The 14,677-nt window shown below is 71.4% G+C and carries 14 protein-coding genes; 8 read left to right on the top strand and 6 right to left on the bottom strand.

All coding sequences use genetic code 11. The features are described 5' to 3' along the window. Positions 1-14 precede the first annotated feature (14 nt). The 8 genes from UA74_RS22735 (at position 15) to UA74_RS22770 (ending at position 7,708) form a co-directional block, all read left to right on the top strand. Positions 15-977 carry an ABC transporter permease gene (locus tag UA74_RS22735; protein WP_075766306.1) on the top strand — a complete coding sequence of 321 codons (963 nt, stop codon included), beginning with the start codon at positions 15-17 and terminating at the stop codon, positions 975-977. After that, positions 974-1,996, top strand: a complete 1,023-nt coding sequence (locus UA74_RS22740; protein WP_075742073.1) for an ABC transporter ATP-binding protein — start codon at positions 974-976, stop codon at positions 1,994-1,996. Before UA74_RS22735 ends, UA74_RS22740 begins: the two co-directional genes overlap by 4 nt. Further along, positions 1,989-3,161 (top strand): ABC transporter ATP-binding protein, encoded by a 1,173-nt coding sequence (locus UA74_RS31130; protein WP_404799948.1) that lies wholly within the window; start codon positions 1,989-1,991, stop codon positions 3,159-3,161. The genes UA74_RS22740 and UA74_RS31130 overlap by 8 nt, the downstream gene beginning before the upstream one ends. After that, positions 3,158-3,874, top strand: a complete 717-nt coding sequence (locus UA74_RS22750; protein WP_075765428.1) for a sulfite exporter TauE/SafE family protein — start codon at positions 3,158-3,160, stop codon at positions 3,872-3,874. The genes UA74_RS31130 and UA74_RS22750 overlap by 4 nt, the downstream gene beginning before the upstream one ends. Positions 3,875-4,002: 128 nt before the next feature. Beyond that, positions 4,003-4,554, top strand: coding sequence for a DUF6886 family protein (locus UA74_RS22755; protein WP_075765430.1), 552 nt, complete (start codon positions 4,003-4,005; stop codon positions 4,552-4,554). 213 nt (positions 4,555-4,767) lie between these two features. Continuing rightward, complete coding sequence (locus tag UA74_RS22760) at positions 4,768-5,136, top strand: ArsR/SmtB family transcription factor (RefSeq protein WP_232237373.1); 369 nt, start codon at positions 4,768-4,770, stop codon at positions 5,134-5,136. Then, the gene (locus UA74_RS22765) at positions 5,133-6,236 is read left to right on the top strand and encodes a dihydrofolate reductase family protein (protein ID WP_075765431.1); all 1,104 of its coding nucleotides are present in this window, start codon (positions 5,133-5,135) and stop codon (positions 6,234-6,236) included. The genes UA74_RS22760 and UA74_RS22765 overlap by 4 nt, the downstream gene beginning before the upstream one ends. 464 nt (positions 6,237-6,700) lie before the next feature. Continuing rightward, complete coding sequence (locus tag UA74_RS22770) at positions 6,701-7,708, top strand: o-succinylbenzoate synthase (RefSeq protein ID WP_075765433.1); 1,008 nt, start codon at positions 6,701-6,703, stop codon at positions 7,706-7,708. A gap of 113 nt (positions 7,709-7,821) precedes the next feature. Here the strand turns inward: UA74_RS22770 and UA74_RS22775 are convergent, their stop codons facing one another. The 6 genes from UA74_RS22775 to UA74_RS33770 all read right to left on the bottom strand — a co-directional run bounded on the left by UA74_RS22775 (position 7,822) and on the right by UA74_RS33770 (position 14,609). Next, positions 7,822-8,028 (bottom strand): hypothetical protein, encoded by a 207-nt coding sequence (locus UA74_RS22775; protein ID WP_157434385.1) that lies wholly within the window; start codon positions 8,026-8,028, stop codon positions 7,822-7,824. 436 nt (positions 8,029-8,464) lie between these two features. Beyond that, complete coding sequence (locus UA74_RS22780; RefSeq protein WP_075765435.1) at positions 8,465-9,454, bottom strand: 2-hydroxyacid dehydrogenase; 990 nt, start codon at positions 9,452-9,454, stop codon at positions 8,465-8,467. 954 nt (positions 9,455-10,408) lie between these two features. After that, positions 10,409-11,698: a glucarate dehydratase family protein gene (locus tag UA74_RS22795; protein WP_232237374.1), complete on the bottom strand. Its 1,290-nt coding sequence runs from the start codon at positions 11,696-11,698 to the stop codon at positions 10,409-10,411. Positions 11,699-12,026: 328 nt separating this feature from the next. Then, positions 12,027-12,437, bottom strand: a complete 411-nt coding sequence (locus UA74_RS22800; protein ID WP_075765441.1) for a RidA family protein — start codon at positions 12,435-12,437, stop codon at positions 12,027-12,029. Positions 12,438-12,502: 65 nt separating this feature from the next. Further along, positions 12,503-13,246 carry an IclR family transcriptional regulator gene (locus tag UA74_RS22805; protein WP_075765443.1) on the bottom strand — a complete coding sequence of 248 codons (744 nt, stop codon included), beginning with the start codon at positions 13,244-13,246 and terminating at the stop codon, positions 12,503-12,505. Positions 13,247-13,316: 70 nt separating this feature from the next. Further along, positions 13,317-14,609: a sugar kinase gene (locus UA74_RS33770; protein ID WP_232237375.1), complete on the bottom strand. Its 1,293-nt coding sequence runs from the start codon at positions 14,607-14,609 to the stop codon at positions 13,317-13,319. Between the last annotated feature and the right edge of the window lie 68 nt (positions 14,610-14,677).

A 14,677-nucleotide genomic window follows, 5' to 3' on the forward strand; every position in this document is an offset into this window, starting at 1 on the left:
AGGAGCCACTCTCGATGACCCAGTCTCTCGACGACCCGGCGCGGGCCGAGGCGGCCTCGCCCCGCACCCGACGTCGTACGCGATGGTGGACCCTGCTCGGCCGGGACCGTTTCGCCGCCGTCGCCGCCGTGCTCCTCGGCGGGATCGTGCTGGTCTCGGCCGCCGCACCGCTGTTCCTTGGCGACCGTGCGGTCCGGCAGGACCTCGGTGACTCGCTGCGTCCGCCGTCCTTCGATCACGGCTTTTTCGGCCTGCTCGGCACCGACGTCCTCGGCCGCAGCGTGCTGGCGAGGTTGATCGAGGCGGGCGGCACCACCCTGTCCGTCGCCATCCCCGCCGTGCTGCTCTCGCTGTTGATCGGCTCGTCCTGGGGCATGTGGGCGGGCTACAGCGGCGGCTGGCGGGAGAACGTCTCGATGCGCGTCGCCGACGTCATCCTCAGCTTCCCGTCGCTGCTGCTGGCCGTGGTCGTGCTGTACGTGTTCGAGCCCAGCGTGGCCAACATCGTGGCCATCCTCGCCGTGGCCCGCATCCCGGTCTATCTGCGGACCGCCCGCGCCGAGGCGGCGGAGTTGAAGAGCAGGCTGTTCGTCGACGCCGCCCGCACCTTCGGCACCAGGACCGGTCCGACGCTCGTCCGGCACGTCGCGCCCATCGCGCTGCCCACCCTGCTCACCGTCGCGACCCTGGACTTCTGCTTCGTGATGCTCACCGAGTCGTCGCTGAGCTTCCTGGGCATCGGCATCCAGCCGCCCGAGGTGAGCTGGGGGCTGATGGTCGCCCAGGGCAGGCAGTATCTCCAGACCGCCTGGTGGATCGCCGTGCTGCCCGGGGTCGCGATCGTGGTCACGACCGTCTCCGCCACCATCCTCGCCGCCTGGGTCCGGCTCGCCACCGATCCCGGCCAGCGGTGGCGACTCACCCTGCCGCGCCGAAAGCGCGGTGCAGGCCCCGCCGCCCCGGAGGTCACCTCATGAGCGTCACGACTCGTTCCGCACGCCAGCAGGGCGGCACCACGGACGGAGCGGCGTTGGAGGTCGAGCGGCTCTGCGTCGACCTGCGCACCGCTGCGGGCGAGGTCCGCGCCGTCGATCAGGTCAGTTTCGCCGCCCACTCCGGGCGAACGCTGGCCCTGCTCGGCGAGTCCGGCTGCGGGAAGTCCATCACCGCCCAGGCGGTCGTCGGTCTGCTCGATCCGGTCGCCGAGGTCACCGGCGGCTCGGTCCGCGTCGCGGGCACCGACGTCATCGGCCTCGATCGGCGCAGCAGGCGCAAGCTCGCCGGCCCGGTGCTGTCCATCGTCTTCCAGGACGCGCTGACGGCGATGAACCCGGTGCAGACGGTCGGCGCCCAGCTCGGCGAGCCGTTCCGCATCCACGAGGGCGCGTCCCGCCGCGAGGCACGCAAGCGGGCCGTGGAGCTGATGGACCTCGTCGGCATCCCGGAGCCGCACGTCCGCGCGCGGTCCTATCCGCACCAGTTCTCCGGCGGCATGCGGCAACGGCTGCTGATCGCGATGGCCGTCGCGCTGAATCCGGCGGTGCTGATCGCCGACGAGCCGACCACCGCACTCGACGTCACGGTGCAGGCCCAGATCATGCGGCTGCTCAAGGACCTCCAGGTCAAGCAGGACATGGCGGTCGTGCTGATCACCCATGACCTCGCGGTGGTCGCCGAGCACGCCGACGACGTCGCGATCATGTACGCCGGGAGCGTCGTGGAGACGGGATTGGTGGACGAGGTGTTCGCCAGCCCCCGTCACCCGTACACGCGCGGCCTGCTCGACTCGGTCCCGGAGCGGGTCGCCAAGGGCGAGCGGCTCCCATCGGTGCCGGGCAGTCCGCCGCAGCTCAGCGCCGTGCCCACCGGCTGCGTGTTCCAGGCCCGATGCCCGATGGCCAGGGACCGCTGTGTCGAGGAACGTCCGGTGCTCGCGCCCACCGGCCCCGGCCGCGCCGCCGCGTGCCATTTCTCGGAGGAGCTCGCCCGTGTCTGAGACCGCCACCCTCCCCCGCCGCTCCGCCGCCGACCGGGGGCCGCTGCTCTCGGCGACGGGAGTCACCAAGACGTTCCGCGTCGCCAGGAACAGCTCCGGCAACACCAGACTGACGGCGCTGGACGGCGTCGACCTGCGGTTGGGCCGGGGCGAGACCCTCGGCCTCGTCGGCGAGTCCGGGTGCGGCAAGTCCACGCTCGCCCGCGTGCTGCTGTTGTTGGAGCGCCCGGACTCCGGCGAGATCCGGTTCGACGGCGTCGATCCCTTCGCGCTGAAGGGTCGGGAACTGCTGGCGTGGCGACGCCGGGTGCAGATGGTCTTCCAGGACCCGTACGCGTCGCTCAACGCGCGGATGACCGCCGCCGACATCATCGCCGAACCCTGGCGCACCCACCGCGACGTGATGCCGACGGCCTCGGCCCGCGCCGCCCGGGTTCGGGAGCTGCTCGACCTGGTCGGGCTGCGCGAGGGCGACGCCGAGCGCTATCCGCAGGAGTTCTCCGGCGGGCAGCGCCAGCGGATCGGCATCGCCCGCGCGCTGGCGCTGGACCCGGAGATCATCGTCTGCGACGAGCCGGTGTCCGCGCTGGACCTGTCGGTGCAGGCCCAGGTGCTCAACCTGCTGACCGATCTCCAGCAGCAACTCGGCGTCTCCTACGTCTTCATCTCCCACGACCTGTCGGTGGTGCGCCATGTCGCCGACCGGGTCTCGGTGATGTACCTGGGCAAGGTCATCGAGCAGGGCCCCACCGAAGACGTCTTCGACCGCCCGCTGCACCCGTACACGGCGGCGCTGATGTCGGCCGCGCCGACGCTGGACCGGTCGCCTGCGGCGCAGGGCCGCAAGCGCATCCTGCTGGAGGGCGAGGTGCCCTCGCCGCTGAATCCGCCGTCGGGCTGTCGATTCCGCACCCGCTGCCCGTACGCGGCCGCACGCTGTGCCGAGGTGGAGCCCGCGCCGGTGGTGGCGGGATCGGTGTCGGGATCGGTGTCGGGATCGGTCGACTCGCCGACGACGCCGGTCGCCGACGACGTCGAGCAGCCCACCGCGACGTCGGCCGCTGCGGCCGGACTAGGTTCGGCTGCTGTGAATCCACGCCATGTCGAACACCTCGGTCTCTGTCACTTCCCCTTGGACGCCTCGGGTGCGCCCATTCACTCGTGAGCGTCGCCGAGCTGGTCCTGCTCGGCGTGGTCGTGCTGGTGGGCGCCTTCCTTCAGGCGTCCATCGGCTTCGGCCTCGGAATGCTGGCGGGACCGGTGATGGCGCTGGTGGAGCCGAGTCTGGTGCCGGTCGGCGTGATGCTGCTGGCCACCGGGGTCACGGCCGCCACCGTGGTGCTGGAGCGCGAACACCTCGACCTGCGGGGCGCGGGCTGGGCCCTGCTGGGCCGGGTGCCGGGCGTGATCGCGGGCGCGGCGCTGGTCGCCGTGCTGCCGACCCAGGCGTTGAGTCTGTTCCTGGCGGGTGTCGTACTGCTCGGCGTCTTCATCACGATCCGAGGCTTCGCCCCACGACCGACGACGGGTGCGGTGATCACCGCCGGGGCGGCCTCCGGCCTCATGGGCACCGCGACCTCGATCGGGGGCCCGCCGATGGCCCTGGTGTGGCAGGGCAAGGTCGGACCGGCGCTGCGCGGCACGATGGGCGCGTTCTTCCTGGTCGGCTCGGTGATGAGCCTGGTCGCGCTGGCGGTGGCAGGCCAGGTCACCGCCGAGATCGTCACCAACACCGCGCTGCTGCTGCCCGCCGCCGCACTCGGGTTGCTGCTGGCCCGCCCGCTGGCCCGCAGGCTCGACGTCCGCCGGATCAGATACGTGGTGCTGACGGTGTCGGTGCTGGGGTCCGTGGTGCTGATCGTCCAGCAGTTCGTCTGATCGACGGCGGCGGCGAGTCCGCAGGCCGCGGGGCGCGGCGTCGAGCCCTGCCTGCGCCGACCGAGTCGGGCCGCCGCCTGCCCGGAATTCGCGGGCACCTCGGGTCGCCGATGCGCTAGAAGTAGGGCATGCGACCCGAGCCGGGACAGGTGCTGCACTTCTCCGAGGACCCCTCGATCAGGAGGTTCGTGCCGCACGTCGCCGTCACGGCGAGGCAGCCGAACGCCTATGTCTGGGCGGTGGACGACCCTCGCGCCCCGGCCTACTGGTTCCCCCGGGACTGTCCACGCGCGATGGCATGGACGCTGCCCACGACGTCGGCGGCCGACCGCGAGCGCATCCTCGGCCCCGGTGGCGGGGACCGCGTCCACGCGATCGAGTACAGCCGGGTGGCCGAGTTCCTCGGCGTCCGGTTGTTCGCCTATCGCTTCTCCGCACAGCACTTCACGCCCTTCGGCGAGCCCGAGCCGAGCGCGATGGTCGCGGTCGAGCCCGTCGAGCCGCTCGGCCCGCCGGAACTCGTCGGTGATCTCCTCGAACTTCACCGGTCGGCGGGCATCCAACTTCGCGTGCTCGACAACCTGTGGGGCTTCTGGGACTCGGTCGTGACGAGCACGCTCGGGTTCAGCGGCATCCGCATGCGGAACGCCGCTGCACGGCCGGGACACCCGGACGGCTGACCATCGGCTGATCGTGTTCGGGAATCGCCGTCCGTTCCCTCATCGCCCGACCGCCCGAATCGCGTCGACGACCTGAGCGCCTCGGACGCGGGTCCGCGCCAGCCTGCCCTCCGATCAGAGGCCCGGCCGAGGCCGGTGGGACGGCAGACGGCGCGGTCGCCGCGACGAACCCCGTTGCCTACGCCGCCGGGCCGGAGCTTATAGTCAACTAACTTGTTGAACAACAGATTGGTTGATCTCACCGTGTCTGCCGATGAGGAGGACCGCCTGGACCGGGCGTTCACCGCGTTGGGTGATCCCGTCCGCCGGGCGCTGATCGCGCGGCTGTCCCGCAGCGACGCGACGGTGAACGAACTCGCCGAGCCGTTCTCGATCACCAAGCAGGCCGTCTCGCGACACATCCAGGTGTTGGAGGCCGCCGGACTGATCACCCGCAGCAGGGACGGCCAACGCCGCCCCTGCCACCTCGATCCGGCCGCGCTGGAGGCGTTGACGAGCTGGATCGACACGCACCGACTGGTCGTCGAGCGACGCCACCGCAGTCTCGACGCCGTCCTCGACACCCTCAAGGAGCAGGAATGACGAGCCGCGAACCCACCACCATCACGTCCGAACCCCACACCCCGTTCATCGACATCGAGCGAGAGTTCGACGCCACGCCCGCGCAGGTCTTCCGCGCCTCGACCGAGCCCGACCTCGTCGCCCGGTGGCTCGGCCCGCGCGAACTGGACCTGCGGGTAGAGGAGTACGACGCACGACAGGCGGGCGCCTACCGCTATGTCCACCGCGACGCGGCAGGCGGTCACTACGCCTTCCGAGGCGTCTTCCACACCGTCGTCGCGAACACCCTGATCATCAAGACCTTCGAGTACGAAGGCGCCCCGGGCCAGGTCAGCCTGGAGACCACCGAACTCGAGGACCTCGGCGGCCGCACTCGGCTGCGCACCCGCTCCGTGTTCCCCTCGATCGAGGCCCGCGACGCCGCGATCGACGCGGGCATGGCGCACGGCGTCCGGGACTCGATGGACCGGCTCGCCGAGACGCTGCCGGTCGAGACGCCGCCCGAGTCGGCCTCCGCCGGTCGGGTCGTCGTGGACATCTCGATGTCGCTGGACGGATACGTCACCGCTGCCGGCGCCGACCTGGAGCACGGAGTCGGCATCGGCGGCGAGGTCCTGCACGCCTGGGTGATGGGCGAGCAGACCGAGGAGACGGCCGAACTGATCGCGGCCTCCGTCGCCAGAACCGGCGCGACCATCATGGGACGGCGCACCTTCGACGTCGTCGACGGACCGCACGGCTGGCAGGGCGACCTCGGCTACGGCGGGGAGCGCGACCAGTCGGCCCCGCCGCCTGCGTTCGTGGTGACCCACTCGGTACCGGAGACGGTGCGACTGGCCGACCGGTTCACCTTCGTCACCGGAGGTCTCGAGCAGGCCCTGCACGAGGCGCAGGCCGTCGCCGCAGGCAGGGACGTCGTGATCATGGGCGGCGGCGCGCTGGCGAACGAGTTCCTTCGCGCCGGGCTCGTCGACGTCCTCGCACTGCACGTCGCTCCCGTCGTGCTCGGTGCGGGCACCCCGCTGTTCCCGACGTCGACGGCCGCCGCCGTGCGTCTGGAGCTGCTCGACTCGACGGCCACACCCGCCGCGCAGCACCTGACCTACCGGGTGCTGCGGTGACCGGCGTCCGGCGAACCTGCCTGCCCGTTCGACTGCGGCTTGTTCGGCTGCGGCCTGCCTCGCCGTAGTCGTGCCATAGCCTTGCCGCGGGCTGCCTGCGGGGGCCGGCGGCCCAAGTCCTGACGCCCCGATTCGCGGCCGCCGGTCGGTGTCCGCATCGGGGAACGCCGCTGCCTGCACGACAGGATCGAGCGGGGCACGGCACCCGCTCCGCCGGGTCGATCACTAGGCTCGGCACACTGGCGACGGACTTCGGTGGCAGGCCGAGGCCGGTTTCAGCGCGCGAGACGCCGAGTTCGGTCGCGCTGGACGACGTCGGTCGGGGCGAGCTCGATACACCTGCCGGCATCGTCCTCATCGTCCGTCCGAATCGGACTGCGATGCGGATTCCGAGGTCCCGCACCGAGGGCGCCCCCGCCAGATCCGCAGCCCGCCATTGTCGTCGAGCCGAGGAAGCCACCAGGGTGAGCACCAACGAGATCGACTTCGAGAACGCGCGTGTCTACGCCATCCCGATGCGCACCCGCTTCCGGGGCATCACCGTGCGAGAGGGGATGCTGCTCGAGGGGCCTTCGGGGTGGGGCGAGTTCTGCCCGTTCCCGGAGTATGACGACCTGGAGTCGGCCGCCTGGCTGGCCACCGCCGTCGAACAGTGCACCGAGGGCTGGCCGGAGCCGGTACGCGACCGGATTCCCGTCAACTGCACCGTCCCCGCCGTCGGCCCCGAGCGAGCTCGCGAGATCGTCGAGGCCGCAGGCTGCGAGACCGCGAAGGTCAAGGTGGCCAGCCACCCCGACTCCTCGGCCGAGGACCTCGCTCGGGTACGAGCGGTTCGCGACGCCCTAGGCCCACACGGCGCGATCCGGGTGGACGCCAACGCGGCCTGGGACGTCGACGGCGCGGTGACCGGCATCCGCCTGCTCGACACGGCGGCAGGCGGCCTGGAGTACGTCGAACAGCCGTGCCGGACCATCGAGGAACTGGCGGCCGTCCGCCGCCGGGTGACGGTCCCCATCGCCGCCGACGAGTCGATCCGGCGTGCGGAGGACCCGCTGCGGGTGGCCGTGGCGGGAGCGGCCGACATCGCGGTGCTCAAGTGCACGCCGCTCGGCGGGGTCCGGCGCGCGCTGCGGGTGGCCGAGGCTGCCGGGCTGCCGTGTGTGATCTCCTCCGCGCTGGAGACCAGCGTCGGGCTCGGCGCCCAACTCGCGCTCGCAGGTGCGCTGCCCGCCCTGGATCTGGCCTGCGGGTTGGGCACGCTGTCGCTGCTGCGCGGCGACGTGGTCGCCGAGGCGTCGTCCCTGCGGCCCGTCGGCGGCTGGCTTCCGGTGCCCCGCAAGCCCGTCGCGCCCGATCCGGCATTGCTGGCGACCTACGAGCCGACCGATCCCGAGCGCGTGCGGTGGTGGCGGGACCGCCTCCGCCGGGTACGCGCCGTGCTCGACGACCGGGGGAGGGCACTACCCGACTGATCCACATCGACGCCCGGCAGCCCCGCGTCGCTCGCCGGTTCCTTGCCAGGGTCGTCGAGATCGGGCCGTTCCGCCCCGGTCCGCCCGGGGTGCGCTGCCGCACCGATCTGCCGTCAGCGTTCGGGCTGCCCTCGCATCAGGATCGCCGACCCGTCGTCGGCGCGATGGCCGGACGACCCGGGGTCATAGGTCCCCCGTCCCAGCGGAAACCCGCTCACCAGGCCGAACCAGCCCGCAGCCAGGGCCGCGCTCATCCAGTTCCGGCCCAACGGGATGAACCGCAGCAACGCCTCCACCGCCGCGGCCGGTCGGGAGGACACGCCGCCTCGGGAGACGTCGCAGCCGCGCCTGCGGGTTCGATCCTGAGTATGGACCCGCCGGAGCACAACAGGCTCTCGTCGGATGATCGCGCGGGTTTCGCCGCGCGGCGAGCTCGGGAGTTCCGACCGCGTCCTCAGGCGATCGGCGCGGGCGAGGGCGGCGAGGGGCGACTGGCGCGGCGCGACGCCGCAATCACCCGGCGCACGCCGAACCGTTGAGCTGCCGAGCTGTTGAGCTGCCGAGACCTGTCCTGCCTGCGAGCCTGCTCCGAAGAACCTGCCGAAACGCCGCCGGGGGTGAACGCGGGGCGGTACGTCAGCCGTTCCCGAGCCGCCACGAACTCCCACCGCGTCGGTGAGGCTCTCGTCGGCCGGTCCAGCCTGCCGGACCCGGGCAGGGCGTCTTCTCCGGTCGACGGGCGCGGCGGCCTGCCCGTCACCGCCCCGCGCGCACCACGTTCGTCAGCGGCTCCCCCGCCGCCAGCCGCCCGATGTTCGCCGCGATCTCGGTCGCCCGGCCGCCGAAGGTCTCCGCCGTGTGCCCGGAGTGGTGCGGCGTGAGCACGACGTTGTCCAGCGTGTGGAACGGCCGGGTATGACCTCGGGTGCCGACGCCGTCCTTGGGATGCGACCACCAGACGTCCAGCGCCGCACCGCCGATCCGCCGCTGCTCCAACGCCTCGTACAACGCGTCCTCGTCGACGATCGGGCCGCGCGCGACGTTGACCAGCAGCGCAGTGGGACGCATCGCGGCGATCTCCTCGGCGCCGACCAGGCCGGTGGTGGCCGCCGACAAGGGCACCGTGACGACCACGACGTCGGAGGCGCCGAGCAGCGTGTCGAGGTCATCGTCGCCGCCGACATGATCCAGTCGCAGGTCGGCTGGTAGCGGGGCCTGCGGATTCCGGCGGACCGCACGGGCCCGCATTCCCAGCGCGGTCGTCGCCCGCACCACCTGCTGACCGATCTCGCCCAGCCCGATGACGCCGACCGTACGGCCCGCGAGGCCGAGGCCCAACGGCGCGGAGGAGTCCAACACCACGGACTCCCACTCGCCCGCACGGAACCGACGCTCGACGGGCAGGACCCGACGCGAGAGCATCATGGTGACCATCACGACGTGCTCGGCGATGGATCGGCCGTGGTGGAAGGTGTTGCAGACCGTCACGCCAGCGGCCAACGCGTCCAACGGGATGCGGTCGTAGCCCGCGCCGGTGACGTGCACCAGCCTCAGCCGCTCGGCCCGCTCGGCCATCGCAGGCGTCATCCTGGCGGCCACCAGCACGTCGGCGTCGGCGAGTTCCTCGGCCACCTCGTCGTCCTGGCGACCGGCCAGCAGCCGCCAGTCATGGCCGTCGGCGCCCGCAGCGGTCAGCTCGGGGGTGAAGAACCGGGTCAGCACCGGATCGGTCAGGACGATCTTCATCGCCTACAGGGTCCTTCCTCGGGATCGCCGTGTCGGTGGCGGGGTGCTGGTGGCAGGGACTCGGGCCGGGTCTGGACGGCCGGGTCTCGCGCGGAGTTCGGCGGCCGGTCTGGGTGGCGGGTCTAGGCGGCGGGTCTAGGCGGTGAGGTCCTCAGTAGACGGGTCCTCAGTGGACGGAACTCGGTTACGGGTCCTCTCTGGATGGATTCCTGGTGGCGAGGTCTCGTGCGGAGTTTCGGCAGCACTCTCGGGCAGGGGCAGGGGCTGGGTGGCAGGGTCGCGGTGGCGGGCCGTGGTCCGGGTGCCGGTTCATACCCGCCGTCTGCCGGTGGCCCAGCCGACCTGGTGTGTCGGTCCGCAGGTATCCCGTTCGCTGCTGCGGACGGCGCGGCATCGCCAGGGATCGGCGGCGCCGCTGAACGGCTTCGGCATGCGGACCTGCGACGCTCGCCCGGCGGGCTGCTCGGCGCGCTCGAGGCCGAGGGCGGTCGGGTCAGGCGCCGCCGGGTCAGGCGCCGCCGCCGGACCGCGCGATCCACACTCCACTCGATCGATATCTTGCCCAAATAGAACACATGTTCGATAGTCGTGTCATGGTCATTCACACGTTCACCGCACTCACCGCACTCACCGCACTCACCGCACTCACCGCACTCACCGCAGTAGCCGCGTTCACCGCAGTGGCCGCGTTCACGGCACTCACCGCAGTGGCCGTCTGCACCACATTCGGCGGCCTGGTCGGGCGATATGGGCGCGCCGCGGCCGACACCACGCTGCCCGGGCTCCCGGTCGCGCCGTGGGAGTCCATGCGCCGGCTCGGTCAACACCTCCCGGCCTGCGCGATCGGGTGGGCGTCCGATCCGACTGCCGCCCATACCCGATCCCGGCGGCCGCCGCAGGGCTGCCGGCCGCCGGGCCTGCCTTCGGGTCGCCGCACGCGCCGAGGGCACGTCGTCACCAGCGCGGAGCCGTGGGGTCGAAGTCGGGCTGGACCCTGCGCATGTAGCCGGTGTCGTCGCGCTCCCGAATCCCGCTGCTCAGGTACTGCTCGTGCAGCCTGGCCAGCGCATCACGATCCAGCTCGACGCCGAGGCCCGGGCCGGTGGGCACCGGCACCGCGCCCTGCTCGAAGCGCAGCACGCCGGGCACCACCACGTCGTCGTCGGCCGACTTCCACGGCCAGTGCGTGTCGCAGGCGTAGTTGAGGTTCGGCGTGGCCGCTGCGAGATGCGTCATCGCGGCGAGACTGATGCCCAGGTGGGAGTTCGAGTGCATCGAGAGTCCCATCCCGAAGGTGTCACAGATGCCCGCGAGCACCCGTGAACGGCCGAGACCGCCCCAGAAGTGATGATCGGAGAGGATCACGCCGACGGCATCCTGTGCCACGGCGGGCTTGACGTGGTCGAAGGCGACGACGCACATGTTCGTCGCCAGCGGCATCGAGACCTCTCTGGCGACACTGGCCATGCCCTCGATGCCGGGGGTCGGGTCCTCCAGATATTCCAGGACCCCGTCCAACTCCTTGCCGACGCGGATGGACGTCTCCACCGTCCATGCGCCGTTGGGGTCGATGCGCAGCGGGTAGTCGGGGAAGGCTCGGCGCAGCGCCCGAATCGCCTCGATCTCCTCTTCGGGAGGGAACACCCCGCCCTTGAGCTTGATCGCGCTGAAGCCGTACTCGTCGATCATCCGGCGGGCCTGGGCCACGAGCTGGTCCGGGTCGAGGGCGGCGCCCCACTGGTCCTCGGCCCCGCCGGGGTGACCTGCCCACTTGTAGAAGAGGTAGGCGCTGTAGTCGACCCGATCCCGCACCGCACCACCGAGCAGGTCACTGACCGGACGCCCGATGGCGTGGCCCTGTATGTCCAGGCAGGCGACTTCGAAAGGAGAGAGCACACGGTCGGCGGTGCTGCTGCCGGTCACCATGCCGCTCATGCCGTGTCCCGCCTTGGACGTGTCGGCGGCCAGGGTGGCGTGGACTCGTCGCGCGATCTCGTTGACGTCCCAGACGTCGACGTCGATGAGCTGCGCGGCGGCCAGGCGAATCCGATCCAGGTGACCCGCGTCGCCGTAGGTCTCACCGAGTCCGACGAGTCCGGAGTCGGTGACGATCTCGATGATCGCGCGCAGCGCGAAGGGTTCATGGACGCCGACGACGTTGAGCAGCGGCAGGTCCCGGAAGGCGACCGGGGTCACCCGGACCTCGCGGATGCGATGCGGCTCGGTTGTCACGCTCTCGGGCACCAAGGCTCCTCCGAGGAGTCGACCGACTGCGATCGTCGGCGATCGATGGATACCGGTGCAGTCTAACCAGACGCTGTCCACATGGGTAGACGTCAGACATAATCGAAGACAGTTTCGGCCGTCGGGTCGCGGTCCGGCCGACTCGCCCGCCGAGCGGGCCGCCGCGCCGAGTCACGGCATCAGGCACTCAGAAAGCCGTACTCGTACCGGCGGGCGGCACCCCGGCTGAGCGGCGGACGGCGGTGAGGTCGGCGCGGCTCCCGCAGACGACGACCCCGACGACCCACACCCATTCTGGAGGCAGGCACGCTCAGAAAAGCAGATCCGCTCAGGAGTCGAGCACGGCCATCGCGTCGATCTCGACCAGCATCTCTTCCCGAGGCAGGCCGGTGAAGACCGTGGTCCTGGCAGGCAGCACACCCCCGGCGACACGGGCCGAGACGAACTCTCCATAGGCCTCGTTCATCGCAGCGAAGTCGTCGCGAGTGGTCAGGTAGACCCGCAGCATCACCACGTCGTCGAAGCTCGCCCCGGCCGCCGCCAGGATCGCCTCGATGTTGCGGAGCGTTCTGGTGGTCTGCGCCCGGACGTCGCCGGGGAAGACGTAGGCGTTGCTGTCCGGGTCGACCGGCCCCTGCCCGGACACCTGGAGGATCGGGCCCTTGCGAACGCCCTGCGAGAAGGTGTGGGCGGGCGCAGGTGCGGCATCGGTGCGGAGAGCGGTCTTGGGGTGCGACATGGGACGGGTTCCTCTCGATCGGTCTTCGGTGCGGGCGAGCCCGGCACCGACGGTCGGTTCGGGTGTCAGGGATGGAAGCCGCAGTCACGGGAGATCGACGCGGCGGTGGCCAGCAGGTCGGGCAGCAGCTCTAACACCTGCTCATAGCCCAGGACGACGTCGGGCACCGAGACCGACACGGCGGCGGCGACCCGGCCGCCCGCGTCGTGGACTGGTGCGCCGATGCAGTTGATGAACGACTCGTGTTCCGCGCGGTCGACGGCGTGTCCCTGGGCGGCGACGCGATCCAGTTCGTCGTGCAGGGCGGCGGCATCGGTGATCGTGCGGTCGGTGAAGCGGACGAAGTCGATCCCGTCGATCACCTGGCGACGCTGCGTCGCAGGCATCGCCGCCAGGATCACCTTGGACACCGCCGCGCAGTTCAACGGCGCCCGCAGCCCGATCCTGGAGTACATCCGCACCGGATGACGCGAGTCGTACTTGTCCACGTAGACGACCTCACCGCCCTCGAAGGTGGCGAGGTGGACGGTCTGTCCCGTGCGCCGGTTCAGGTCGGCGAGGTGCGGGGCGGCGATGCCACGGACCTCGCGCTGTTCCAGGGCGAGGCTGGACAACGCGAAGAGCCGCGAGCCGAGGTGGTAGCGATGGCTCTCGTCGCGGAAGACGAACCGCTCATCCTCCATCGTCCGCAGCAGTCGTAGCACCGTGGTCTTGTGCACGTCGAGACGCTCGGCGAGTTCGGTGAGCGAGCGTGCCTGCTCACCGAGTTCGACGAGAATGCGCAATGCCTTGGTCAGGCTCTGACTCACTTCTTCCGCTCCTCATGACGCGCTCGTCCGCCTCGGCAGTCGCCGCCGAGGCGTCCGTACGCTACCGCCGTCAGGGCGAGGTCCGGATGCCGTCTGCGCCGACCACGATGCTCGCCCATTGCTGATCGGTGCAGGTCAACAGCGCGTCGACGCTCTCGGGCGGTGGCGGTGGACCGTGGTCTCCTGCCACCGTCAACGCGAGCGCGGCGCAGAGGTGCCCCAAGCGCAGGCTCTGTCGCGGCGGCAGGCCGCGCAGGGTGGCGGCGAGGTATCCGGCAGCGAAGCCGTCACCCGCGCCGACCGTGTCGACGACGTCGACACGCAGGGCCTGCACCGTCGTCTGAGCGCCGTCGCGGTCCACGGCCACGGCATCGTGTGCGTCGTTCTTGACGACCAGCGTGCGCGGTTCGGGCAGGATCTCCCGCAGTCGCGCGGGATCGGCGGCGCCCAGCACCGCCTCGGCCTCGTCGGAGCCGAGCAGCACGATGTCGGCGAGCGCGCAGAGCCGGGTCAGTGTCGCGGGATCGCGGTCGTGCCAGAGGATCGGTCGCCAATTGAGGTCGAAGCTGACGAGGGTGTCTGCGCGAGGCTGGCGGAGCAGTGTGAACAGCAGCTCCGCCGCCGAGTCGGAGATCCCGGCGGTGATGCCGGTGACGTGCACCAGGTCTGCGGCAGCGAGCAGTTCGCGTTGTGGGCCGCCTGCCAGCAACGCGGGTGACATGACCGAGGCCGCCGAGCCGGAACGGTAGTAGTGCATCCGGCGACGCGTGACGTCACCCTGCCCCGCCCCACTGCGGCGGTTCGCGCCACGGCCGTCCGCGCCCGGCCCGTCCGCGCCGTCTCCCGCCGAGGCATCGCCAGTCGAGACACCGCCCGCCGAGGCATCGGCCGCCGGGCCGACACCGTCCGGGCCGACAGTGTCCGGGCCATCACGGTCCGGGCCGACACCGTCCGGGCCGTCCGCCGCGCCGTCACCGTCGGCCCGCCGTCCGCCGCCGGAATCAGTGCCGCCGGACTCCCCGGCCTGCTCGGTGTCGAGTCCGCTTCCGGCGGCCGGCGCGGCCCGTTCCTTGACGTAGAGGCCCGTCGGCCGCAGCGGGTCCAATTCGACGCCGGAGACGTCGACTCCCCTGGCCGCGATGTCGGCGAGCACGTAACGACCGAAGCCGTCCGCGCCGAGTCGGGAGAGCCAGCTCGTGGCGATGCCCAACCCGGCGAGGGTTCCCGCCACGTTGGACTCCGCGCCGCCTGCCGACCGGTGGAACACGGCGCTGTCCTCCAGCGGACCGACCTGATCCGGAACCAGCACGATCATCGACTCGCCGAGGCAGACGGCCCTCGGCTCCGGCGGCGATGTCGGCATGCGCAGCTCCCTGATCACGTGGCGTGGAGACGGTTACGAGTCGGGGCCGACCGGAGGGACTGCGCCGA

This window comes from Actinoalloteichus fjordicus (assembly GCF_001941625.1).
Classification (GTDB): Bacteria; Actinomycetota; Actinomycetes; order Mycobacteriales; family Pseudonocardiaceae; genus Actinoalloteichus_A; species Actinoalloteichus_A fjordicus.

Excerpts from the sequence above, each read along its gene's own strand:
- UA74_RS33770 (WP_232237375.1), bottom strand. The coding sequence starts at position 14,609 with ATGCCGACATCGCCGCCGGAGCCGAGGGCCGTCTGCCTCGGCGAGTCG.
- UA74_RS22735 (WP_075766306.1), top strand. The coding sequence starts at position 15 with ATGACCCAGTCTCTCGACGACCCGGCGCGGGCCGAGGCGGCCTCGCCC.
- UA74_RS22780 (WP_075765435.1), bottom strand. The coding sequence starts at position 9,454 with ATGAAGATCGTCCTGACCGATCCGGTGCTGACCCGGTTCTTCACCCCC.
- UA74_RS22755 (WP_075765430.1), top strand. The coding sequence starts at position 4,003 with ATGCGACCCGAGCCGGGACAGGTGCTGCACTTCTCCGAGGACCCCTCG.
- UA74_RS22740 (WP_075742073.1), top strand. The coding sequence starts at position 974 with ATGAGCGTCACGACTCGTTCCGCACGCCAGCAGGGCGGCACCACGGAC.
- UA74_RS22800 (WP_075765441.1), bottom strand. The coding sequence starts at position 12,437 with ATGTCGCACCCCAAGACCGCTCTCCGCACCGATGCCGCACCTGCGCCC.
- UA74_RS22765 (WP_075765431.1), top strand. The coding sequence starts at position 5,133 with ATGACGAGCCGCGAACCCACCACCATCACGTCCGAACCCCACACCCCG.